This window comes from Rhizobium sp. L9, assembly GCF_002531885.1.
Lineage (GTDB): Bacteria > Pseudomonadota > Alphaproteobacteria > Rhizobiales > Rhizobiaceae > Rhizobium.
The window spans coordinates 228,656-251,287 of record NZ_NWSZ01000005.1; the positions used below are offsets into that span (position 1 = coordinate 228,656).

Genomic DNA, 22,632 nt, shown 5'->3' on the forward strand with positions numbered 1-22,632 from the left:
CGGAACTGGAGTTGGTCGGTTAGTGGAATCTATTCGATCTGCTTCAGGGACCAGATGTCTAAGGCCGGAATTCTTACCTTTCATCGCTGCATAAATTATGGCTCCTATTGGCAGGCACGCTGTCTGGCAGAAGGCCTCGCGTCCATGGGAGTAGAAGCCGTTCTTCTGGAACACATGTCTGATCGCGTGAACCGCGCGGAATGGCAATGCGCGCTGCAACCGCTGCTTCCTGCCGCAACGCCGAAGGAAGACTACCCGCTCTACAAAGCGAAGATCCGGAAATTCTTTCAATCGTTTGCGAGCTTGCCTCTTTCATCGCCTTTTCCCTTGGAGAACCCAGCCGCGATGGACGACTATTCGCTCATCGTCGTCGGCAGCGACGAGGTGTGGAACCTTCGCCATCCCTGGTATGGCGGGTATCCGGTGTTTTATGGAGAAGGCCTGCGATGCGGGCGTCTTGTCTCCTATGCCGCGACGTTTGGAAGTCTGACATCGTCGGAGCGACTGGAGGGGTGGGCGGAAAAGCTGCGAAAGTTCTCTCATATTTCTGTCCGGGACCTCCATTCGGAGCGGATCATCCGCGAGACATTGGGAATAGAGCCCGAACTCGTTCTCGACCCCTGCCTGCAATTTCCGCAGACGATGAAGGCGAGCCGGCATGACGGGGAGGCGGCAGGCTATATAGCCGTCTACGGCCACAGTTTTCCCACATGGTTTCAGGATACCGTGCGCCGGTGGGCAGGAGACCGGGAATATCCGCTCGTCAGCATCGGCTATCGGAACGATTGGGCCGATGAGCAATGGATTGACGCCGGCCCGGAGGACTTCGCCAGCTTTATTTCCGAAGCAAAGGCTGTCGTGACGAACTTCTTTCATGGATGCGTGTTCTCGCTTGTCAACGAGAAGCCGTTTGCATGCGTCCTCTCCGATTACCGTTCCAACAAGATTCGCGATCTAACGCGGCTCGTCCGAGCTGATGATCATGTTCTGACCGAAGATACGACTTCCACGCATCTGGATGGCATCCTCGGTAATCCCCTTCCTATGGGCATTTCGCAGCGGATATCTTCGCTGCGCGACACATCCAACGCCTATCTCAGCCATGCCTTGCAATAGCTCCGGTCAAAAGAATCGGCTCGCGCCGGGCATCGCTCCCAAGGATATTGCAGGCTCCGGCTGCTGCATCGGCTGCGGCTCCTGTGTCGCAAGGTCAGCGCGACCTGATGTGCACATGGAACTCGACCGGTACGGGCAGATGAAGCCGGCAGGCCCGAAGACGTGGTTGCAGGCCCTTGATGAAGATTTTGCGCGAATTTGCCCGTTTTCACCGGTGGCCCGGGACGAGGATGAATTGACGGCCGAATGTTTTGCCGGTGCGAAAAACCGAGACCCTCTGCTGGGTCGTTACGAGGCTGCCTTTGTCGGCCATGTCGAGGAAGGGGAATACCGTTCGAACGGCAGCTCCGGCGGCATGGTCACCTGGGTGGCAGCGGAATTGCTGCGCCTGGGGCTTGTTGACGGTGTTGCTCACGTCAAGGAGAGCGATGATCCGCAATCGGAACGGCGCCTGTTTCATTATTCGCTGTCACGTGATCTGCAGGAACTTCAGGCGGGTGCTAAATCTCGATATTATCCAGTCGAGCTTTCCGGAGTACTTCAGTCCATTCGCGAGGCGCCGGGCCGGTATGCCGTGGTTGGGATTCCTTGTTTCATCAAGGCGGTGCGACTGGCCTGTGCCGATGACCCAGTATTGAAGGAGCGAATTGCGTTCACGCTTGGGCTGTTTTGTGGCCACATGAAAAGCGCGCGAATGGCCGAGAGCTTCGCATGGCAGATGGGGCAGGACATTGGGAAGGTTAGACGGCTCGACTACAGGAAGAAAACCCAGGATCGGCCTGCGAATTGGTATCGGGCTCAGCTGACACTCGAAAACGGCGAGACGTGCGCCCAGGACTGGTGGCATCTGGTCGATGGGGACTGGGGTGCGGGTTTCTTTCAGAACTCCGCCTGCAATTTCTGCGACGACGTCGTGGCAGAAACCGCAGATATCGCTTTCGGGGATGCCTGGAAGGAGCCCTACTCCTCTGATGGAAGAGGAACGAACGTGGTGATCGTCCGCTCAACAGCACTTCTAGATGTGATCCATGCGGGGATTGCAGAGAAGAGGATCGCACTGTCTTACGTCGATTCCGACTTTGTCGTAGCCACCCAGGCCGCCGGATTCCGCCAGCGTCGTGAGGGTCTCGCATTCCGGCTGAGCTGGCCTCGTATGGGCATGCGCCCGCGAAAACGCGCCCGTCCCGGCAGACATGGCTTGTCCCGGCAGCGCATGGCGGTCTATGTCATGCGCTACTGGATCAGCTTCTGGAGTCATCGCGTCTTTGCAATTGCCCACTTCTTGCACAGCCCCAGACTTTACATTTGGTGGGCTCGTGCTGCCTTGGCATGCTATCAGGGGGTCGCCTATTCCCGAGGACCGATCGGCAGGATAGCCCAGAGCCTGGGTTTAGCCGGCTCCGAGGGACGCACGTGATTCAAGCCCCCAGCAGTCGAACTGCTGACTTGGCAACGCGCGACACATATCCGCTATCTCTGTGTGGTGCGTAACGTTCGACCATTTCTTCGCAGAAGCCGGCGAATTCTTCGGGCACCAGGGGCGCACTGGTATGGTGCGGCGCGATACCTCTATGCTCCGGCGTGAAGCAGAACGTCACCGTTACGTCGAAATCTTCGAGGGCCTGCATCTGCCGGTCGAACCAATCGAGGGCGTTGGGCCGGAATCGGTCCGCCCAGGAAAGTCCGGTGCGCACAGATTTCACGCCTAACCGCCTCATCCAGGCAGCAGCCTCATCCAGCCGCGGGTCTTCGAAGTGGAACCATTGCACCAGCCCTAAATCAGGCGTGTGTTTGGCAAACTCCTCAAGCGCCGGTTTGGGCGTTCCGTCTTCGCGCAGAATGCCCATATAGTAGTGCCGATAGTAGGAGGAGCCTTCGGCTTCGCGATGACGCGTTGTTGCCTCCCATGATCGAGGGAGGTCGTAGAGGCTGTACCATTGGCAGCGCTCGACTTTGCCCTTGAGCAACTCGGCAGTTCGTTGCAGGCCCCACAATTGCACTTCCTCCGCACCGAAGGTCGAGACGCCCACTTCGCTGACCCAGATCGGCAGATCGGTGACAGCGCGTATTTCGTTGATTTTCTCCGGCCACTCATGAATTTGCCAGAGATTCCAGTCGAGGGGAAAACCATGCAGCGCGACGGCATCGAGGTGATCGAGCACGCCGTAATTCTTCATGCGGCTGAGGAAGAAGGGGTCGATTGGAGATATTCCGCCGAGCACCTTCGTCAGTTCCGGATTTTTGGCTGCGATTGCATCGGCCGCCAGGATTGCCATTTGCGCAAACAGGCTCCATTCAGGATCGATCTCCGGATCCCAGTGCGATTTATTGTTCGGCTCGTTCCAGATCATCGTGGCTTCGATCATTTGACTTCCCCGGGCAGGATTTAACGAACGGGTTATAAGGTCACTTCGTTGAGCGTCATCACTTTTGCACCCCAGTCGCCGACCACAACGGTGGTGACGGAGGCCGGTGCAATATCAAATCTGGGCCAAGCGTCGATTGGCAGTCCCAGAACATGGCTGACAGCCGCCTTGATGACATCGGCATGAGACACCAGCGCTAAGCGCCTATCGTTGCCGCGACGGGCCAATGTCTCTATGAGCCCGAAAATCCGAGTTTGGACGTCCAGCATCGTCTCGCCTCCTGGCGTGCGGACGAGGCTGCGTGTGGTATTCCATCGGCGCCAAAGGGGATCATCATTGAGAACTTCGAAGGTTTTTCCGGACCAGTTGCCAAAATTCACTTCGTCCAAAGCATCGTCTGTTTGCGGCAGAGACAGGCCACAGGCTGATGCGATACCTACTGCAGTCTCCCGTGTTCGTTCGCGCGGGCTGGTGTAGATCTCATTGATGTCCTCTCGGCGCAGCCTCTCCCCGAGACGCTGAACTTGCGAGCGTCCGGATTCGCCAAGCGAAATACCGGCTGTACGGCCCGCCAGGAAATTCCCGACATTGTCGTGCGCTGCGTGACGAACCAGGAAGAAAGTTGCCGTCATTCCGCGGCTCCGCGCAGAACTTCCTCCTCATCGTCGATGAAATTCTGCGTCCGGCGGCGGGCCTCGTAATCGGTGAACTGCTGCGGCGGCGATTTCATGAAATAGCTCGACGGCCCTGTCAGAGCTCCGCCCAGGCCTCGGTCGAGGGCGAGTTTCGCGCAGCGTATTGCATCGATGACAACGCCGGCTGAATTGGGCGAGTCCCACACTTCAAGCTTGAGCTCCGCATTGAGCGGCACGCCCCCGAAAGTGGTGCCCTCGAGCCTGATATAAGCCCATTTACGATCGGTGAGCCAGGGGACGTGGTCACTTGGTCCGACATGTACATCGTCGGCAGGAAGCGGAATATCCAATTGGCTGGTGACCGACTGGGTCTTTGAGATCTTCTTTGATTCCAGCCGCTCGCGCTCCAGCATATTGAGAAAATCAGTGTTTCCGCCGAAATTGAGCTGATAGGTGCGATCCACTCGGACGCCCCGTTCGCGGAAGAGATTGACGAGCATTCGGTGGACGATCGTTGCCCCCACCTGGCTCTTGATATCGTCGCCAATGATCGGCAGCTTCCGGGCGGCGAACTTCTGCTGCCATTCCGGTTTGGAGGCTATGAATACCGGAATGCAATTGATAAAAGCGCAACCTGCCGCCAGCGCCTGTTCGGCATACCACTTGGTTGCTTCTTCCGAGCCAACGGGAAGATAGGAAACTAGCACCTCCGTCCCGGTTTGCCTGAGGATTTTCGCCACATCCGCCGGCGGCTCCGCCGATTCCTCGATCCGATCCTGGAGATACTTCCCTATCCCATCCATCGTCCTGCCGCGTTTCACCTCGACGCCAAGCGGAGCGACATCTGCGAAACGCTGCGTGTTGTTTGGTTCGGCGTATATCGCCTCCGCGACATCGCGCCCTACTTTTGAAGCGGCGACGTCGAAGGCCGCGGATATCTCAATATCGTGCACATGATATCCGCCGAGATCAATGTGCATGAGGCCTGGAACCGGCTCGTTTTCCCGGGCGTTATCATAGTAGGTAAGTCCTTGAACCAATGACGAGGCGCAATTGCCAACTCCCACCAATCCAACGCGAATGGATTTCGAACGCATGGTTCCCTCCAAGGGCTGCTTGCTGAGGCATCTACAAAGCTAACAAGCGGGAACTGCGCCGGTTCCCGACCTTCCCGTTTTTTTCGATCGCGTCTGACGATGATCCAACCAGCTCGGGCAGGCATTGCTGCAAGGAAGGAGGACCGGATGCTGGTCTATGGCGATGTCGAGCACATCGAGAACGCAGCAGCAGTACGCGCATTGATTTCAAGAATGATGATGGCGTGCATCGAAATGCAGCCGAGCCGGCAGCGCCACGAAACCCTGGTTCGAGCATTCATCCTGACTGGAGAACTGGTTCAGGGACTGGCCGATCAGGAATTCGGGGGAAAAGGCGCGGACGATATCTCCGAGCTTCAGGATGCAGGCGCGAAATTTCTGCGCATGCAGGCACGGGAGATCATGCGATCGTGGCGAAACGGATTTTCCGGCAGTTTGTCCTTTCCAGAGGATTGGACAACCAAACTCGAATCTCTCGCCAGCGCCGATCCGGTGCGAATGAAGCGCGCAGAGGGCTACGCCTTTTATGCTTTGTATCCCGAGAGCTATATCGAGGCGGCTTCGATCTCAAACTTGACGTCTAAAACAGTCGTCATCGGGATCCGAAGCATCGGGACCGGACTCGCGGCTCTGGTTTCTGCAGCCTTGGATGCCGAGCCGGCCTATTCGCTGCGCCCGACTGGCCACCCCTTCGAGCGGTACGTAAGCGTCACACCGGCTCTTTCCGAGCGGATTCTCGCCGACCATGGCACCGATTTTGCCATCGTCGATGAGGGGCCGGGGCTATCGGGGAGCTCGTTCGGCTGCGTTGCGGACTGGTTGCAGGCCAACGGCGTGGCGTCTGATCGGCTTCATTTTTTCCCGAGCCACACGGGTGAACTTGGCCCGCATGCAAGCAAGCCGCATCGGACCCGTTGGCGGGATCGGCTACGCCATGTCGTCAGCTTCGACGATCTTGCCCTCAAGACCCAAGATCCAAAACATCGTCTGCAGACATGGGCGGCCGATGTTGTCGGCGTTGCGCGTTCGTCCTGGCGGGACCTCTCCGGTGGCGCATGGCGCGCGGTTCGGTATCGTGATCCTTCACATTGGCCGCCGAGCTATATGCAGATGGAAAAACGCAAATTCCTGATGGAAGCCGAAGGAGGGGCGTGGCTTGTCAAGTTTGCCGGGCTTGGCGGGAGCGACTCGGACAAGGCCAGAAGAGGCTCCTTGCTAAGCGAAGCCGGTTTTGTTCCGAAGGTTGCCGGTACCTGTTACGGATTTGTCATCGACGAATGGCTGGATGGAACGCCGCTCGACAATAGTGGTGCAAGCAGGCGCGACATCGCGGATCACCTCGGACGTTATCTCGGTTTTCGTGCCCGTCACCTCCCGGCGCAAAATGGCGGCGCGTCGATCCAGAAACTGTGTGAGATGGCGATTTTCAATATTGCGGAAGCGGCAGGATCGGATACGGCAGAAAAATTGGGGTGCGTGATAAGCACGCCCGAGCGGCTAGCCGGACGATTGCGACGGGTCGATACGGACAACCGGCTTCACCCATGGGAATGGCTGACGACCACCAGCGGGCGCATCGTGAAGACGGATGCGCTCGATCACAACGCGGCCCACGATCTGATCGGGTGCCAGGACATTGCCTGGGACGTCGTGGGCGCCTGCGTCGAATTCGAACTATCGAGTAAGGAGCGTTATCGTCTTGTCGATCTCGTCGCTCAGGAAGCGGACTGCGATTTGCGCGATGATGTGCTCAAGCTTTTCGAGGCATGTTATCTCGGTTTCCAGATAGGTTTGTGGTCGCAGGCGAGGGCGAGCGTCGATGACGCCGAGAGGGAGCGGATTGAAAGCACCATCAAACGCTACCTGGACCGCCTGCCGCAGTTGATCGGAGCCTGACTGCGGAAGCGGTCTGGATCCGAAGTTTTTCAGCAAAGTGACGGAGGCGGTTCCGCCATCGGATGGCGGCTTCCATGTTCCACCAGATAAACTTCCCGTTCCGGATTGGCACGAATGACAAACCCGGCGCTTCTCAGCATCGCTTCGACCGCCGCCTTGTTCGGAATGAACCAATTTGTGGGGTCGCCAGCGTAACGTTCTTCCCAAGAAATACACTTTGGGAAAGCCGCGCTGCTCAAATATTGTCGTGTTGAAGAAGTCGTAATTTTCGCCGAGTGCCGCGATTTCCTCTTCACCCCGCTGCATGCATTGAAACAGCATCTGGCCGCCGACGACATGCTCATGCAGAAGGTCGAGTGCCAGCAGCGGATGCCGCAGGTGATAAAGGACACTCATGAAAAGGACCAGGTCAAATCTCTCCTTCAGTTTTTCCACCTCGTACACCGACATCAGCTTGAACTCGATATCCTCACCTGTCTGTCTGGCTGCGAACTCGGCTTGCCTGAGATAATGCGGGTCGGAGTCGATTCCGACGACCCGTCCGGCATTTCTTCTTTTCATTTCAAGCGAATAGAATCCGGCGTTGCAGCCGATGTCGAGAACGCTGCACCCCCCGAGATCTTCAGGCACAACCTGCTGAAAGTGGGCCCATTTGAAGGACGGGTAGTCACCAAGAAAATGATCAGGCGCGGTCTGAACGCCGCTAATTCGCAGGTTGTGAAACCATGGCCTCAGGGCTGCGATGTCCCTTTCCAGTCGAGCCTCTCGTTCATTCCGTACTCCAATCCGCAGCGTCGATCATTGCTTCGACTGCGCCGCCGAGACGTGTGTCCGGTTACGTTTGAATTTTCTGATCGCCGACCGTATCTGCTCGACGGACCGGGGGCCGATCCCCGCGAGCTTGAGGAGTTCGGCATTCTTCATATCTGCCAATTGGCTCATTCGGTGAATTCCGCTTCTGGCGAGCGAACGGGCGATCCATCCAGGGAGACAGGTGGTCAATAAGGGATCTTCGGTATCTCCCCCTCCAGTCTTCGTCCGCTTTTGAGATACCTGCGGCATGTTCAGCTTGAGCCGGCTTCGTCAGATGTGGTCGAACCCTCTTGATGGTTTTCGGTTCCCGCTGAAGAAGAAAAACCCGCCAATTGTGTGCGAGATTGTCCTTCTCGGCCGACACAAAGATCTCTGGACGGTGAACTTAGTCATCAGAATTGTGCGACGGATTGGTGTTGGGCGGCATATCTCCCGGACGGATGATGCGCGAATTACCGGTGTCGGGCGCCGGTTCCACCATTTCGGCGTCGCCGATGGGAGGGGGCCTAAGTTCGCCGTTGCAGTCATCCAGCTTCTTGGAGAGATCTTGATGGTCATCCGCTGAACCGCCACCCTGGTTTGGTTGGGACGGGGCGACGCATTTGTCAGGCGGCGCCTGTGCGTTCGCTTGGAGCGGTAAGGAAAGGATCGCCACGGCCAGCGACAGCACGGTGAGGAGTCGCTTGAACTTCCGGGATGTGCTCGGCATGAGGATGACGAGGTAGAGAAGCACCGACGGGAAAGCCGACCGCAGCGGACGGGTGCGGGGCCGTGCGAGGTCACTCAAACCAGGCAGAATCGCAATCAGGCCGAACGCCAGGCCAGCGCACAATAGCCAGGCGGAGAAGTTCTGCCACATGAGGTTGTTGCTCTGCCAGAAGGCGATATCGGTGGCGAACGCAAGCGTGAAGCAGACGAAAGGTAACGGGACAAAGAGCGACTGTATCGGATAGGCGGCCACGTCTCGATCGCTGGGAAAAATTACAGCCATGGCATGCTCCGAGAAGGCAAGAGCGCAGATATACGATCCAACCGTGGAGGCAGCGGATGGTTCCGATGCAGCGGCACTGGCTTGTCGACCGCCACATCGACAAATTGCGGCGGCCGCCTTTCGCATGCACTACCGGAGTGACCATGTAGGGAGACACTTACTCTCCGTTCCGTCATTCCTGTGAAAGGTGCGGGAGGAAGGAAGAGAGGAGGGTGGAAGGCGGATTTTCGCCTAAAAGCGCGATGGCGCCAAGACTGCCGTCGGACACGGGGCGAAGCTCCGACCTTTATCGTTGCGCACTCACGATGAGCCAGCGGGTCGGCTTGCCGTCATATCCGCCGCCATCGCTTTCCTCGACGGCGAGGTTGCGCCAGCCGCCTGCCGTCAGAAGCGCCGAAAGCCAATGGGCGGATGGATAGTTGTAATAGCGCCCGAAGCCATCATGCCCTTCGGCTTCTCCCGACTTGAAGCTTGCGTGGAGGATGCCGCCGGTTCTGAGCGCGCGGTGAATGCGGGCGAAGACGTCGGCCAGGGTCGTTCTCGGGACATGAAGGAGGCTCGCTTCGGCCCAGACGCCGTCGAACGCGGCCTCGGCGTTGAGATCCTCAAAGAGCATGACCCTGACCTCCCTGCCGATTCGCGCCTCGGCTTGTGCCGCGAGTTCGGGTGAACCGTCGGTTGGCGTCACATCGAAGCCTTGAGAGAGCATGTAGGCACTGTCCTGTCCGCCGCCGCAGCCAAGTTCGAGGATCGCGGCCCCCGGCGCAAGTCGGGCAAGAAAAGTGTCGAGCTTCTGTTTCGGCAGGCTGCGCGCGCGATTGGCGTATATCGCTGCGTTATTGTCGTAGAAGGCGGAGGTGCTGTCATGGGGTATGGGGAGCGGCCGGTCCGGATCGTCGGTTGGATTGGAGATGCCTTTCGGCAAGCCGGTCGGCGCCGATGATGTCGATGACGAGGATGCCGTCGGGTATTTGCCGGTAGAAGGCGACATGACGCATGTGGAGGAGGCGGCGCAGGCCGGCGCCAAGTGCGTCGCACTCATCGCCCATGGAGGGCACGCGCGAAAGAAGTATTAAAATCCGATCCCAGTCAAGAAGATAGGCATCCGCCTGCGCCTCGCCGAAATGTAGATTGGCATATTCGTCGATGCCTGACAGTACGGCGTCGGCCGTTCGGGTCAGCCTATAGGTTGATGTCACGCAGCTTCACCTTCGTTTCCAACAAAATGTCGGGAATGCGCCGGTCGCTGATACCGCTCTGCTCGGCCTGCCTCAGGATCTCGCGCAGTTCGTCGTCCTCAAGCTTACGATGGTCCTGGTCCTTCGCGATCAGCTCCGCCAGGAATGCGTCGGCGCTGTCGTATCTGCCGCTTGCGACACGGCGCGAGATGTAATCCGCCAGATTATCCGGAAGCGAGATCGTCATTTTCGCCATTGAATTCCTGCCGTCGGTGCGTGCCGGTTCAGCTGTCCCTGGTGCCTGTTACGATTCCCCACCCCGTGATAGAAGCGTTGCCGCCCGCCGTCGAGCGCTTGGGTCACATGAGGGTCAGTCTTCTTTAATGATTGCATCGCGTCGGCGAGTTCGAGAACTGTCGTCAGCCCGGCTGCTTTGAAGGCGAGGCCGAGAGCGGCGCCCACCATGTCAGTGCTGGCGCCGCCGTTCGCGTGAAAGGTCTGAAGGTCAGGCCGGGATCAGGCGCGTCCAGCCGTGCTCATCGTTCGTTACGCCCTTCTGCAGACTGACGAGCTGCTGTCGCAGTTCGCTGGTCAGCTTGCCAGTCTGTCCGTCTCCGACCAGAAACTCGCCGCCGGCATGTCGAACGAGGCCGATGCCCGCCAGGACTGCGGCAGTGCCGCAAGCGAACGCTTCGACAAGCCTGCCGCTGGCGGCATCCTCCTGCCATTCCGCGAAGGAATAGGGACGCTGCTCCACGCGCAAGCCCCTTTCTTCTGCGAGCACGATGACGGAAGCCCGAGTGATGCCCGGCAGGATCGTGCCGCCAAGGGGCGGGGTCACCATCGATCCATCATTCATCACGAAGAAGACGTTCATGCCGCCGAGTTCTTCGACCCAGCGATGCTCCGCGGCATCCAGGAAGACGACCTGATCGCAACCCCTCTTCGCGGCTTCCGCTTGCGCCACGAGGCTGGCTGCGTAGTTTCCGCCGCATTTTGCAGCGCCGGTGCCGCCGCTGGCTGCACGGGTGTATTCGGTTTCGACCCAAAGAGAGACGGCCTTCGCGCCGCCCTTGAAGTAGGCGCCGACCGGTGAGGCGATGATGCAGAAGATATATTCCTGAGCCGGACGAACGCCGAGAAACGCCTCGTTGGCGAACATGAAGGGGCGAAGGTAGAGGCTGGCGTCTCCAGCCGGAATCCAGGCCTTGTCGACGCGGACCAGTGCTTCGACCGCCTTCAAAAAGAGTTCTTCGGGCACGGGAGGCATCGCCATGCGGGTTGCCGATTGCGCGAAGCGGCGTGCGTTCTCTTCAGGCCGAAAGAGCAGAATCCGGCCATCGTCTGCCTTGTAGGCTTTCATGCCTTCGAAGATTTCCTGAGCGTAATGCAGCACGGCGCTCGCAGGATCGAGCTCCAGGGGTCGCCGGGGCGTAACCTTCGTATCATGCCAGCCCTTGTCGGCCGTCCATCGCGCCAGGACCATGTGATCCGTGAAGATCTTGCCGAAGCCGGGCGTCTCCAGTGCCTGGATGCGGTCGGCGTCCGAGACGGGGGTCTTGTGGAGTTCGATTTTGATTTCAGGAGAGGCCGACATCACGGTCATTGCTGGCACCTTGATAGTAAATTGAATAGTGGTGGCGACACTACCGCCGCCGAGCCGGTTTTGGAAAGGTCTGAAGCAGCCGGTTTCGGCTTGATCAGAGGAATAATCGCTTGAGGTGGCTGACGTCGAGCAACAAATTCGGAATCGAGCGCCTGCGATCGAGAATGGCGTCACCATCGGTCGATTCGGGAACTTCATTCTTATCGGGAATGACGTTCGCGAATTTCATACCCAGGCTTTGGAATATGTGATCTCCAACTTATCGCTATGACAAGAAAATAGGTCAGCATTATTGACATAATTTCCGCCGCATGATTTGTCGGCGGTACAGAAAATACGAGGAAACCTCCATGCTGAACTGGGACACCATGTTTGCGTCGCGCTCATCGCGCATGCGCGCATCCGAAATCCGCGAGCTCCTGAAGCTTCTCGACCAGCCCGACATCATTTCCTTTGCCGGCGGCATTCCGGATCCGGCGCTGTTTCCGGCCGAGGAATTCCAGCGGGCCTATGCCGATATCTTCGCAGGTGCCGCCGTCAATTCGGCGCTGCAATATTCGGTCAGCGAAGGCTACAAGCCGCTGCGCGAATGGCTGGTCAAGCAGATGGCCGCCCTCGGCATTCCCTGCGAGCTCGACAATGTCTTCATTGTCTCCGGCTCACAGCAGGGGCTCGATTATCTCGGCAAGCTCTTTCTTTCGCCCAATGATACCGCGCTCGTGACCTGGCCGACCTATCTTGGCGCGCTGCAGGCCTTCAATGCCTATGAGCCGGCCTATGACCAACTGACGCCGAGCGGCAACCGGACGCCCGAGTCCTACCGCGTGGCGGCTGCGGCTGCCGGCGGCAAGGTGAAATTCGCCTATCTCTCCGCAGATTTCTCCAATCCGACCGGCGAAACCGTCGATCTCGCCGGCCGCAAGCGGGTGCTGGCGCTCGCCGAAGAGCTCGACATTGCCGTCATCGAGGATGCCGCCTACCAGTCGCTGCGTTACTACGGCGAGCCGATCCCGCCGATCCTGGCGCTGGAGATCGCCGAGAAGGGCCATATCAACGACACGCGAACGATCTATTGCGGCAGCTTTTCCAAGACGCTGGCGCCCGGCCTTCGAGTCGGCTTCATCGTCGCCAATGCGCCTGTCATCCGCAAGCTGGTGCTGATGAAGCAGGCGGCCGATCTGCATTCCTCAACGATCAATCAGATGGCGATATCCGATGTCGCCGTGCGCGGTTTCGACAAGCAGGTTGCCAAGATTAAAGCGGCCTACAGCCATCGCCGCGACTGCATGCTGGCGGCGCTCGAGAAGTACATGCCCAAGGGCACGAGCTGGACGAAGCCGGAAGGCGGCATGTTCATCTGGATCACGCTGCCGGAAGGCATGGACGGCGCCAAGCTGCTGGCGAAATCGCTCGAGACCGCCAAGGTCGCCTTCGTGCCCGGCAAAGCCTTCTTCGCCGACGGCTCCGGCGCCAACACCTTCCGCGTCAGCTTCTCCTGCGCGAATGAGCAGATGATCGAGGATGGGATCAGCCGGCTGGGGAAGCTGATTTCAGCGGAGATTGGTGGGTGAGTGTTGGGAGTGGGGTGCAACAAAACTGTTGTGCCGTATGGCCCTATCCGACCCCTCGGGCCATCGACCGGGGTTGAGCCACGGGTCTCAACCCGTCCTTCGGACCCCCGCTGGGGAGAAGATGGAGCAAGCCGCTCGCTTCTCTTTCCACTGCAGACGCTTCTAGGAAACGAGACGATTCCGCTTCTCCCCGTCGGGGAGAAGATGCCGGAAGGCAGATGAGGGGCTGCATGGCACGCCCTCTCATCCCTCATTCCTGTGCTCGTCACAGGAATCCAGCCACGGCGCGTCCGCGCCGTGATTGAACTCCTATTCGTGAAAGACTCCCTCGTGCCCAAGGACTTGGGCACGCTGGACTCCTGTGACGAGCACAGGAATGAGGGAGGGGAGGGAACTGCTTCCGCCTTCTTCTCTGAGGAAAGGACCTGTCTTTCACCGTGTCATGCCTGATCTTCTCTCGCTATTACTGCAGGTGCGGGCCGAAAAGCTCGAGGTCGGCTTCGCCGAGCCGGTCGCTCGCCGTATTCAGCTGGTGCCAATAGGGATAGATCACCGGCGGCAGGCTGACTGCGTCGAGACGCTTGCGCTCCTCATCCGTGAGTTTCAGCTCGGCAGCGGCGATGTTGTCACGGAACTGGGCTTCGGTGCGCCCGCCGATGATGACCGAGGTGACCGCCTTGCGGCCGATCAACCAGGCAAGCGCCACCTGGGCCGCCGAGACGCCGCGCTCTTCGCCGATTGCCACCAGCGTCTCGACGATGTTCCAGAGGCGGTTTTCGTCGCGGATCGGCGGCTCGGTCCAGCCGGCGAACTGGCGCGTTCCCTCGGGAGCGGCCTGGTTGCGGCGGTGTTTGCCGGAAAGCAGGCCGCCGGCAAGCGGGCTCCAGACCAGCACGCCGAGGCCCTGGTCGATCGAAATCGGCAGCAGCTCGTATTCGGCCTCGCGCGCTTCGAGCGTGTAATGGATCTGCTGGCTGACGAAGCGCTGATAGCGATGCTCATTGGCGATGCCGAGCGCCTTCATAATGTGCCAGCCGGAGTAGTTCGAGCAGCCGACATAGCGCACCTTTCCCTGCTTGATCAGCGTGTCGAGCGCTTCCATCGTCTCTTCGAGCGGCGTCTGGCCGTCCCATTCATGCACCTGGTAGAGGTCGATGACGTCGGTCTTCAGGCGCTTGAGGCTCGCCTCGCATTCGCGGATCAGGTGGTAGCGCGACAGGCCGCGGTCGTTCGGACCGTCGCCCATGCCGAAGCGCGCCTTGGTAGCGAGCAGCACGCCCTGCGGCCGCTTGCCGGCGAGCGCCTCGCCGATGATGTTTTCGCATTCGCCATTGGAATAGACATTGGCGGTGTCGATCAGGTTGATGCCGGCATCGATGCACATGTCGATCATTTTCTTTGCATCGGAGACGCCGAGATCGCCGACCATCTTTGCCCAGCCGACGCCGCCGAACGTCATCGTACCCATGGTCAAAGTCGAAACCTTCAGGCCGGAACGGCCGAGCAGACGATATTCCATTGAAACTCCTCCTTCATCGGAACGCGATTGACGTACCTCAACGCGATAGAATGACAATGGCGGCGTGCTCACGCCTGCGTGAGGGGTAGGCGAGTTTGCGGCCGCCCGAGGCTGCGATTGATCGCGGGGCGCTCGGCCCCGAGCAGATCGTACAATATGCGATCGGCTTGTCGACGGAAATCGTCCTGACGTGGCGACGACGCGACGGGCGCCGCCTCGCGTCAGGTCTCGTTCCTGTCCTTCTTGTGAATGTTGTCGCGGAGGGAAGCGATCGTGTCCCGAATCTTGCCGACGGTGTCGGCGTCGAGGCCGACGGCCTTGCCGATGCAATCGAACACGTGGGCGGCACCGCTCTTGAGGGCGTGTCCCTTCTTCGTCAGGCGCAAGAGCACTTGTCGCTCGTCGGCGGGATTCCGGTTGCGGGTGACGAGGCCGACATTTTCCAGCCGCTTCAGCAGCGGGGTGAGGGTGCTGGAATCCAGGAAAAGCGTCTCGCCGAGATCCTTCACCGTGCGGTCGTCACGCGCCCACAAGGCGGTCATGACCAGGAATTGCGGATAGGTCAGATCCAGCTCGTCGAGCAGGGGGCGGTAAAGCTGATTGAAGGCGTGGCTTGCGGAATAGATTGAAAAGCAAAGCATCTCATCGATCTTCGGCACGTCGGCGAGGTCATTCATTAGGGTGTCTTTCATCACGCTCTCCTCTACAATCAATATAATTTGTGCGCGATCTGTTTGCAAGCTATTGACGTCGCGCATGAGGCTGGCTATTTATATTGCGTACAAATAAATCGTCTACAAATTACACGAAAGACGGGACTTGAAAGCACGTGAACGCCCCGTGCGGTTCGCGCTTCTGCTCCCAAGAAACTCAACCGACCAAAGGAATTGACCCATGTTCAAGTTTGCTGCTGTTGTCGCCCTGGCGGGCGCTCTTCTGTCCGGTGCTGCCTTCGCTCAGCCGGCCAAGCCGACCGTCGTCCTCGTCCACGGCGCCTTTGCCGATTCATCCAGCTGGAACGGCGTCGTTGAAATTCTCCGCAAGGACGGCTTTTCGGTCGTGGCTGCCGCCAATCCGCTGCGCAGCGTCTCGAGCGACGCCGCCTATGTGTCCGACGTCGTCGGCAGCATTGCCGGCCCTGTGGTCCTGGTCGGCCATTCCTACGGCGGGCAGGTGATCTCGACCGCGGCGAACGGCCATGACAACGTCAAGTCCCTGGTCTATGTCGCGGCCTTCGCGCCGGAGGCCGGGGAATCGGTTGCCGACCTCGCTGGCAAATTTCCCGGCGGCACCCTGGGCGCAGCGCTTGCAGCTCCGGTGAAGCTCAGCGCAGGCGGCGTCGATCTCTACATCGACCAGGCCAAGTTCCATGACCAGTTCGCAAGTGACGTGCCGGCTGAACAGGCGGCCCTGATGGCGGCGGCTCAACGGCCGATCACCGAAGCGGCACTGACCGAAAAATCCGGCGAGCCCGCTTGGAAGAAGCTGCCGTCGTGGTTCGTCTACGGCACCGGCGACAAGAACATCCCGGCGGCAGCCCTTGGCTTCATGGCCGAGCGGGCAGGCTCCAAGCGGACCGTCGTGGTCGAGGGCGCTTCCCACGTCGTGATGGTTTCGCAGCCGCAGAAGGTGGCGGAACTTATCGAAGAGGCCGCGAAGTAACGCCAGCGCAGTGGTGCAGAGTGCGGCGCAGCCGCTGCGCCCTGTCACATCTCTGTCAACGACCCCTAATATGGGAGGGGTACCGCAATTCCGAGGATCCCTCCCATGAAAACGATCGTTTCCGCCGCAGCACTTCTTGCCGCGTGCCTTTTTGCCGTTCCGGCTTCGGCCGCAAGCCTCGTTCTCTACACCAGCCAGCCTAACGAAGACGCGCAGGCGACGGTCGACGGCTTCATGGCCGCCAATTCCGATATCAAGGTCGACTGGGTACGCGACGGCACGCCGAAGATCATCGCCAAGCTTCAGGCCGAGATCCAGGCCGGCAATCCGGTCGCCGACGTCCTCCTCATCGCCGACATGGTGACGCTGGAGCGCCTCAAGGAAGACGGCAAGCTGCTCGCTTACAAGTCGCCGGAAGCCGCAGGATACGACGCCAGCCTCTATGACGCCGACGGCTATTATTACTCGACCAAGCTGATCACGACAGGCATCATGTACAACACCTCTGCCGCGATAAAGCCGACGAGCTGGAAGGACCTGACGAAGCCTGAGGCCAAGGGCTTCGTCACCATGCCGAGCCCGCTCGCTTCGGGTGCTGCGCTGATCCACGCCCAGACGCTGGCCGCGGTTCCCGGCCTCGGCTGGGATTATTACAAGGCGCTCGCCGAAAACGGCGCGATCGCTGCCGGCGGCAACGGCGCCGTCCTGAAGTCGGTCGCCTCCGGCGAGAAGGCCTACGGCATGGTCGTCGACTATCTGCCGATCCGCGAGAAGGCCAAGGGCGCACCCGTCGAATTTGTCTTCCCGAGCGAAGGCGTTTCGGCCGTCACCGAGCCGGTCGGCATCCTTGCCAGCACCAAGAATGCAGAGGCTGCCAAGAAGTTCGTCGATTACGTGCTCTCGGAAAAGGGCCAGGAAGGCTTCCTGAAGCTCGGCTATATCCCGGCCCGCAACGGCATGAAGCTGCCGGAAGGTTTGCCGGCGCGCGATACCATCAAGGTCCTGCCGATCAAGGCAGCGGAAGCGTTGAAAAATACCGATCAGGATCTGAAGACCTTCTCCGGTATTTACGGCTCGAACTGATCAAGCCATGCAAGGATATGTGAGACCGGGAAACAGCCAGCCTGGCTGGCTGTTTCCTTTTATCGTCATATCAGTCCTGATCTTCAGCGTGCTGCCGCTCGCCCGCATTGCCATGGTCGGGATCGCGGCCTTCGCCAGCGGCGGCGTCATCGATGTGCTGAGCGAACCGTCGCTCTGGCAGGCCACCTATTACACCATCGTCACTGCGGTTCTGGGCACGATTATTTCCCTTGCCATCGGCTGCCTCTTCGCCTTCGTGCTGACGCTGACCGATATCAGCGGCAAGGGGTTGCTCAGCTTCTTCTTCGTGCTGCCGATGATGATCCCGCCGCAGGTGACGGCACTTGCCTGGGTGCAGATGTCGGGGCCGTCGAGCCCGCTGTTGAAGGCGCTCTCGCTTGCGCCGCCGCTGGGTTCGCCGCAGCCGCTCTATTCGGTGGGCGGCATTGCGCTGCTCTACGGCGTGCAGCATGCGCCGCTGGTCTATCTGGCGCTGCGCGCCGGGCTGATGAAGCTGCCGCGCGACGGTGTCGAGGCCCCGCGGCTTTCCGGCGCCTCGAGCCTCAGGGTATTCCGCGACATCATCCTGCCGCTGTCGCTGCCCGGCATCATCGCGGGAGCGGCGATCTCCTTCGTCTCCTGCACCGGCAATTTCGGCATTCCCGCCATTCTCGGCATCCCGGCCTCGATCTACACGCTGCCGACGCTCATCTTCACCAAATTCTCTGCCTTCACCAGCCGTACCTTCGGCGATGTCGCCGTGCTCTCCGGCATCATCGCCATGATCTCGGTCGCAGGCTTGATGATCCAGGACCGGGCGCTCAGAGGCCGCGACTATCGCGTCATCGGCCTGTCGGGGGCAAGTGCCGTCTTCGAGTTCGGCCCCTGGCGCTTCGCCTTCACGCCGCTCCTCTGGGCGATCCTGTTCTTCATGCTGGCCGCCCCCTTCTTCGCGCTTGTTGCCGGTGCGCTGGTGCCGGCTTATGGCGTACCACTCACCTTCAAGACCATGTCGCTGCATGCCTTTCAGGAGATCCTATTCCGGCAGGCGGTGACACGCACGGCCTTTATCAATTCCCTGTCGCTTGCCGGCGCCACGGCCTTTGGTCTCCTTGTCGTGACGGTGCTTGCGGCCTATGCACTGACGCGACGCAGAGACATGGCGTCGCGGATCGTTTCCAGCCTGATCGAGATACCCTATTCGCTGCCAGGCATCGTCATGGCGGTCTCCTTCATTCTCGTCTTCGCGGCACCGATCCCCGTCCTGCACATCTCGCTGTACGGCACGATCTGGATCATCCTTATTGCCTATTTTTCCTCCTTCTTCGCCGTCAGCCTAAAGCCTGTCGTCAGCGCCTTCCATCAGCTCGATCCGGCGCTGGAGGAGGCCGCACGGCTTTCCGGCGCCGGCTTCTTCCGCAGGCTTTCCGATATCATAGTGCCGCTGATCGCGCCGGCCGCCGGCGCTTCCGTCATCCTCGTCTTTCTCATCGCCTGCAACGAGCTGACGATCTCGGCGCTGCTCTGGTCGGCCGGCACCCAGACGCTCGGCGTCGCGATCTACAATCTCGAGGACAGCGGCAGTTCCGACCTTGCCTCGGCACTTTCAGTACTCGTCGTGCTGATGGTCGCCGTCCTGATGCTGCTCTTGGAACTCCTGTCCAAACGCCTGCCGAAAGGGGTGGTCCCGTGGCGCAACTGATCCTCAACCAGGTGGCCAAGGATTTCGGCACCGGGCGGGCGGCCGTCAGCGGCTTTTCGCTCGATGTGCGCGATGGCGGCTTCCTGGCGCTGCTCGGGCCTTCCGGCTGCGGCAAGACGACGGTGCTGCGGATGATCGCTGGTTTCGAGACCCCCTCCGACGGCTCGATTCATCTCGGTGAGCGGCTGCTGGCAGATGCCGCCCAGTCGCTGCCGCCCGAGAAGCGCAACATGGCGATGGTCTTCCAGTCCTATGCGCTCTGGCCGCATATGAGCGTCGCCGACAATGTCGGCTATCCCCTGAAGGTGCGCGGCGTCTCGGGCGAGGCATACCGGGCGAAGGTCGGCGAGGCGCTTTCCACCGTGCGGCTTGCCGATCATGCCGGGCGCCGGCCGGCCGATCTCTCCGGCGGCCAGCGCCAGCGTGTGGCGCTCGCCCGCTGCCTGGTGACGTCGCCCAACGTCGTGCTACTCGACGAGCCGCTCGCCAATCTCGACCGGCACCTCAAGCAGGAGATGGAAGAGACTTTTCGCGAATTCCATCAGCGCTCGGGCGCGACGATGATCTACGTTACCCATGACCAGAGCGAGGCGATGGCGCTGGCGACCGACGTCGCCGTCATGTCCGAAGGGCGCCTGCTGCAGGTCGCGCCGCCAGCCGAGATCTATGCCCGCCCGGAAGGACGAATCGTCGGCGGGCTGATCGGGCGCGGCGCTATCCTGACCTTGTCTGTCATGGGCGGCGAACGCCATCTGGAATGGGACGAGCTGAAGGATGCGCTGCAGGCGGCCAATACCGATGGCGCCGATATTCTGGTGCGGCCGGAGGATGTGATCATCGGAGGAGAGGGGGCTCCCGCGACCGTCGACTCGTCACTTTTCGAAGGCGAGCGTTACGCCGTCAAACTGACGCTCGGAAACGGCCAGACGTTGCGCGCCTTCAGCCGCGCCGTTGTCGGGGCCGGCGAGACGATACGCGTCGTCATCCGCTCCGGGTGGCGGCTTTGACGGAGGCGAGTGACCTCACGGTCGTTGAAGCTTGACGATAATGTTGAAAGTCGCCGGTGCCTCGTTCCGAATCGCGAAGGGTCGAGCAACAGCAGCTCGTCCAGCAGTCCTGACGGCGGACACAGCCAACCTCACGATAACGCCACCTCAAGCCCACCAGCGGTATTTAAGCGCCGTGGAAAAACGCGTTGAGGCGATCTGTTCGCCGGGCATGCATTATTTTAGTTCGGATATTTGCGGGCTGTCGGGGCTTGTAGCCTACCAGACCCGCAGCCGTGCGGAACCGGATGCCGACGCGGCTTGTTTCGGTCCTGGAAGCCAAGCTTATCCGCAATTTTCTTGGCTCTGCCATCTTTTCCTGCGGCGATTGCCGGATAAGGTACTGCGCGCAACCGGACCTTTCTCATGTCGCTCCGCCTCGCCACCTTCAACGTCGAAAACCTGCTGACCCGTTTCGATTTCACGGGTTTTCGCAACCAGCTGCGCCAGGATCGCGTCATCAAGCTTTTCGAGGTGAACAGCGAGGGCGTCTACCAGCAGCTCGAGCAAGCGCGCGTGATCGCCGCCACCGATGATACGAGGCAGATGACGGCGCTGGCGATCGCGGATGCCGACGCCGATATTCTCTGCCTGCAGGAAATCGACAATATGGCCGCCCTTCAGGCGTTCGAATACGGTTATCTCTTCCGCATGGTCGGAAATGGGTATCGGCAGAAATTCCTGGTCGAGGGCAATGACAGCCGCGGCATCGATGTCGCCGTGCTGATGCGCGAGGAAACGCGCGATGGCCAGAAGATCGAGCTTAGAGATATCAGAAGCCATGCGATGACGACCTATCGCGACTTCGATCTCTTCGACGAGGAACTGGCGCTTACCAATCGTATCGACGACAAGATATTCAAGCGCGACTGCCTGGAACTCGACCTCCTGATCGGCGGCAGGCCTTTCTTGCTCTATGTCGTGCATTTCAAGTCGATGGGCAGTGCGCGCGACGGCCTGGACGGGCGGCAATCGACACTGCCGCTCCGTCGCGCCGAGGCGCGCGCCGTGCGCCGCGTCATCGAGGACCGCTTCGGCGCCGGCCACACAGCCTCGAAGAGCTTTGCCATATGCGGCGACATGAATGACTATCAGGAGCGCGTCGACGTCATTGGGCGGCGTGGCGCCGGCTATCGTTTCGAGCATCAGGTGGAGACCGAAAGCGCGCTCGACGTCTTCAGCCATGACAGCTTTGCTGAAAATGTCGTCCGCCGTCGTCAGCCCCTCGACCGCTGGACGCTTTATCATGCGCGCGGGCCGCAGGAGCAGCACCTCTGCCAGCTCGATTATATCTGGCTTTCGCCCGCACTTGCCGCCCTTAATGCAGGACGCCTGCCTGAGATCATCCGCAGCGGCCAACCCTACCGCACCATCTTCCCGCCGGGGCAGGAGGTGGAGCGTTATCCTCGTACCGGCTGGGACCGGCCGAAGGCCTCCGACCATTGCCCCGTCGTCATGACACTGGATCTCCCATGAAAACGAATTTGAAGATAAATTTTGCAAACACTGATTTTCCTGATGATTTCGCCGGCTGGCCGCCGGAAGCTACGGTCTTCCCCATCGCAGCCGTCGATCTCCGCGTCCTGCCCGGCACTCATCCTTTCGTCGCCGCCGAGGAAACGGCGATCCGCGAGAATTGGCTGAGGGAGATCGCCGCCAACCCGGCGCTCTTCGACGGGCGCCTGATCTTCCAGCAGCGGCTGTCGCTCGGCGAGGAGGGAATTTCGGGTGAGGGCTACGTCACGCCTTTTTCCGCCTTCATGTACTGGCGCCGCCAGCCGCAGCGCCAAGGCGGGCTGCACATCTTCGCCTATCCCGTGCTCGAAAGCTCCGACGGCGCGCTGGTTGCGATCCGCATGGGTGCGCACACCGCCAATCCCGGCCAGGTCTATTTCGCCGCCGGCTCGCTGGAACCCGAGGATATCTTCGACGGGCGCTGCGACATCGAGGCCAACATGCGCCGCGAGGTGCTCGAGGAAACCGGCCTCAATCTTTCCGATTCGGTGGCGGGGCAGGGGCTCTTTGCCAGCCACGCCAGGCGTACGGTGACGTTGCTGAGGCTCTTCCGTTTCGACCTGACGGCCGACGAGATGGTCGAGCGGATCGAGGCCCACATGCTGGTCGCCGAAGACAAGGAGATCGCGGGTGCGGTGGCGATCCGTTCGGCTGATCGGAACGCTTATCCGTATAACATCGCGATGCTGCCGGTGATTGACTGGTATTTCGGGAAGAGGGGCGCATAGGGCGCGGCAATCAGAGGCCGACCTCGTCCTTCGAGACCCCTTTCGGGGGGTACCACACTCGTCAAGCGCTTCCGAGAAAAATCGATTTTCATTAACGATCCCGCGCAA

General features: G+C 60.2%; 19 protein-coding genes and 2 pseudogenes. 10 read left to right on the forward strand and 11 right to left on the reverse strand.

Annotation, left to right across the window (positions count from 1 at the left end; translation table 11 throughout):
- The first annotated feature begins 54 nt into the window (after window positions 1–54).
- Window positions 55–1,116 (forward strand): polysaccharide pyruvyl transferase family protein, encoded by a 1,062-nt coding sequence (locus CO660_RS06395; protein WP_097598034.1) that lies wholly within the window; start codon window positions 55–57, stop codon window positions 1,114–1,116.
- Between the two features lie 115 nt (window positions 1,117–1,231).
- A complete protein-coding gene (locus CO660_RS06400) occupies window positions 1,232–2,533 on the forward strand; it encodes a Coenzyme F420 hydrogenase/dehydrogenase, beta subunit C-terminal domain (RefSeq protein WP_097598035.1) in 1,302 nt (433 codons plus the stop codon).
- Window position 2,534: 1 nt separating this feature from the next.
- On the opposite strand, the gene CO660_RS06405 is transcribed toward CO660_RS06400, so the two are convergent.
- From CO660_RS06405 to CO660_RS06415, 3 genes are read right to left on the reverse strand one after another with little or no spacing between them, the layout of a single operon-like run.
- A complete protein-coding gene (locus CO660_RS06405) occupies window positions 2,535–3,482 on the reverse strand; it encodes a beta-xylosidase (RefSeq protein ID WP_097598036.1) in 948 nt (315 codons plus the stop codon).
- Window positions 3,483–3,514: 32 nt separating this feature from the next.
- On the reverse strand, window positions 3,515–4,114 hold the full coding sequence (locus CO660_RS06410) for a histidine phosphatase family protein (protein ID WP_097598037.1): 600 nt from the start codon (window positions 4,112–4,114) through the stop codon (window positions 3,515–3,517).
- Window positions 4,111–5,214, reverse strand: a complete 1,104-nt coding sequence (locus tag CO660_RS06415; protein ID WP_097598038.1) for an inositol-3-phosphate synthase — start codon at window positions 5,212–5,214, stop codon at window positions 4,111–4,113. The genes CO660_RS06410 and CO660_RS06415 overlap by 4 nt, the downstream gene beginning before the upstream one ends.
- Before the next feature lie 147 nt (window positions 5,215–5,361).
- Here CO660_RS06415 and CO660_RS06420 point away from each other — a divergent pair, with 147 nt between their 5' ends.
- On the forward strand, window positions 5,362–7,110 hold the full coding sequence (locus tag CO660_RS06420) for a hypothetical protein (RefSeq protein WP_097598039.1): 1,749 nt from the start codon (window positions 5,362–5,364) through the stop codon (window positions 7,108–7,110).
- Window positions 7,111–7,139: 29 nt separating this feature from the next.
- Here CO660_RS06420 and CO660_RS06425 read toward each other — a convergent pair.
- The 6 genes and pseudogenes from CO660_RS06425 to CO660_RS06455 form a co-directional block, all read right to left on the reverse strand.
- Window positions 7,140–7,896 (reverse strand): annotated as a pseudogene (locus CO660_RS06425) (TIGR04290 family methyltransferase).
- A 736-nt stretch (window positions 7,897–8,632) separates the two neighbouring features.
- Window positions 8,633–8,914, reverse strand: a pseudogene (locus CO660_RS06435) (DUF2231 domain-containing protein); the annotation flags it as partial.
- 286 nt (window positions 8,915–9,200) lie between these two features.
- Entirely contained in the window at window positions 9,201–9,788 is a 588-nt protein-coding gene (locus CO660_RS06440) for a class I SAM-dependent methyltransferase (RefSeq protein ID WP_097598127.1), read from the reverse strand.
- The gene (locus CO660_RS06445) at window positions 9,778–10,113 is read right to left on the reverse strand and encodes a type II toxin-antitoxin system RelE/ParE family toxin (protein ID WP_097598040.1); all 336 of its coding nucleotides are present in this window, start codon (window positions 10,111–10,113) and stop codon (window positions 9,778–9,780) included. The genes CO660_RS06440 and CO660_RS06445 overlap by 11 nt, the downstream gene beginning before the upstream one ends.
- Window positions 10,097–10,348, reverse strand: a complete 252-nt coding sequence (locus CO660_RS06450) for a transcriptional regulator (RefSeq protein ID WP_097598041.1) — start codon at window positions 10,346–10,348, stop codon at window positions 10,097–10,099. Before CO660_RS06450 ends, CO660_RS06445 begins: the two co-directional genes overlap by 17 nt.
- A gap of 249 nt (window positions 10,349–10,597) precedes the next feature.
- Window positions 10,598–11,698 (reverse strand): branched-chain amino acid aminotransferase, encoded by a 1,101-nt coding sequence (locus CO660_RS06455; protein WP_085778677.1) that lies wholly within the window; start codon window positions 11,696–11,698, stop codon window positions 10,598–10,600.
- Window positions 11,699–12,048: 350 nt separating this feature from the next.
- Here CO660_RS06455 and CO660_RS06460 point away from each other — a divergent pair, with 350 nt between their 5' ends.
- Window positions 12,049–13,269, forward strand: coding sequence for a PLP-dependent aminotransferase family protein (locus CO660_RS06460; RefSeq protein ID WP_097598042.1), 1,221 nt, complete (start codon window positions 12,049–12,051; stop codon window positions 13,267–13,269).
- A gap of 463 nt (window positions 13,270–13,732) precedes the next feature.
- Here CO660_RS06460 and CO660_RS06470 read toward each other — a convergent pair whose 3' ends face one another.
- Both CO660_RS06470 and CO660_RS06475 read right to left on the reverse strand, forming a co-directional pair.
- Window positions 13,733–14,788 carry an aldo/keto reductase gene (locus CO660_RS06470; protein WP_097598044.1) on the reverse strand — a complete coding sequence of 352 codons (1,056 nt, stop codon included), beginning with the start codon at window positions 14,786–14,788 and terminating at the stop codon, window positions 13,733–13,735.
- 221 nt (window positions 14,789–15,009) lie between these two features.
- Window positions 15,010–15,480: a MarR family transcriptional regulator gene (locus CO660_RS06475; protein WP_097598045.1), complete on the reverse strand. Its 471-nt coding sequence runs from the start codon at window positions 15,478–15,480 to the stop codon at window positions 15,010–15,012.
- Window positions 15,481–15,682: 202 nt separating this feature from the next.
- Between CO660_RS06475 and CO660_RS06480 the strand changes: the two genes are divergently transcribed.
- The 6 genes from CO660_RS06480 (at window position 15,683) to CO660_RS06505 (ending at window position 22,524) form a co-directional block, all read left to right on the forward strand.
- Entirely contained in the window at window positions 15,683–16,450 is a 768-nt protein-coding gene (locus CO660_RS06480; RefSeq protein WP_097598046.1) for an alpha/beta hydrolase, read from the forward strand.
- 105 nt (window positions 16,451–16,555) lie between these two features.
- Window positions 16,556–17,533, forward strand: coding sequence for an ABC transporter substrate-binding protein (locus tag CO660_RS06485; protein WP_097598047.1), 978 nt, complete (start codon window positions 16,556–16,558; stop codon window positions 17,531–17,533).
- A 7-nt stretch (window positions 17,534–17,540) separates the two neighbouring features.
- Window positions 17,541–19,235, forward strand: a complete 1,695-nt coding sequence (locus CO660_RS06490) for an iron ABC transporter permease (RefSeq protein WP_097598048.1) — start codon at window positions 17,541–17,543, stop codon at window positions 19,233–19,235.
- Window positions 19,223–20,242 carry an ABC transporter ATP-binding protein gene (locus CO660_RS06495; RefSeq protein ID WP_097598049.1) on the forward strand — a complete coding sequence of 340 codons (1,020 nt, stop codon included), beginning with the start codon at window positions 19,223–19,225 and terminating at the stop codon, window positions 20,240–20,242. The genes CO660_RS06490 and CO660_RS06495 overlap by 13 nt, the downstream gene beginning before the upstream one ends.
- Before the next feature lie 405 nt (window positions 20,243–20,647).
- Entirely contained in the window at window positions 20,648–21,757 is a 1,110-nt protein-coding gene (locus CO660_RS06500; RefSeq protein ID WP_097598050.1) for an endonuclease/exonuclease/phosphatase family protein, read from the forward strand.
- Window positions 21,754–22,524 (forward strand): NUDIX hydrolase, encoded by a 771-nt coding sequence (locus CO660_RS06505; RefSeq protein WP_097598051.1) that lies wholly within the window; start codon window positions 21,754–21,756, stop codon window positions 22,522–22,524. The genes CO660_RS06500 and CO660_RS06505 overlap by 4 nt, the downstream gene beginning before the upstream one ends.
- The last annotated feature ends 108 nt before the right edge of the window (window positions 22,525–22,632 follow it).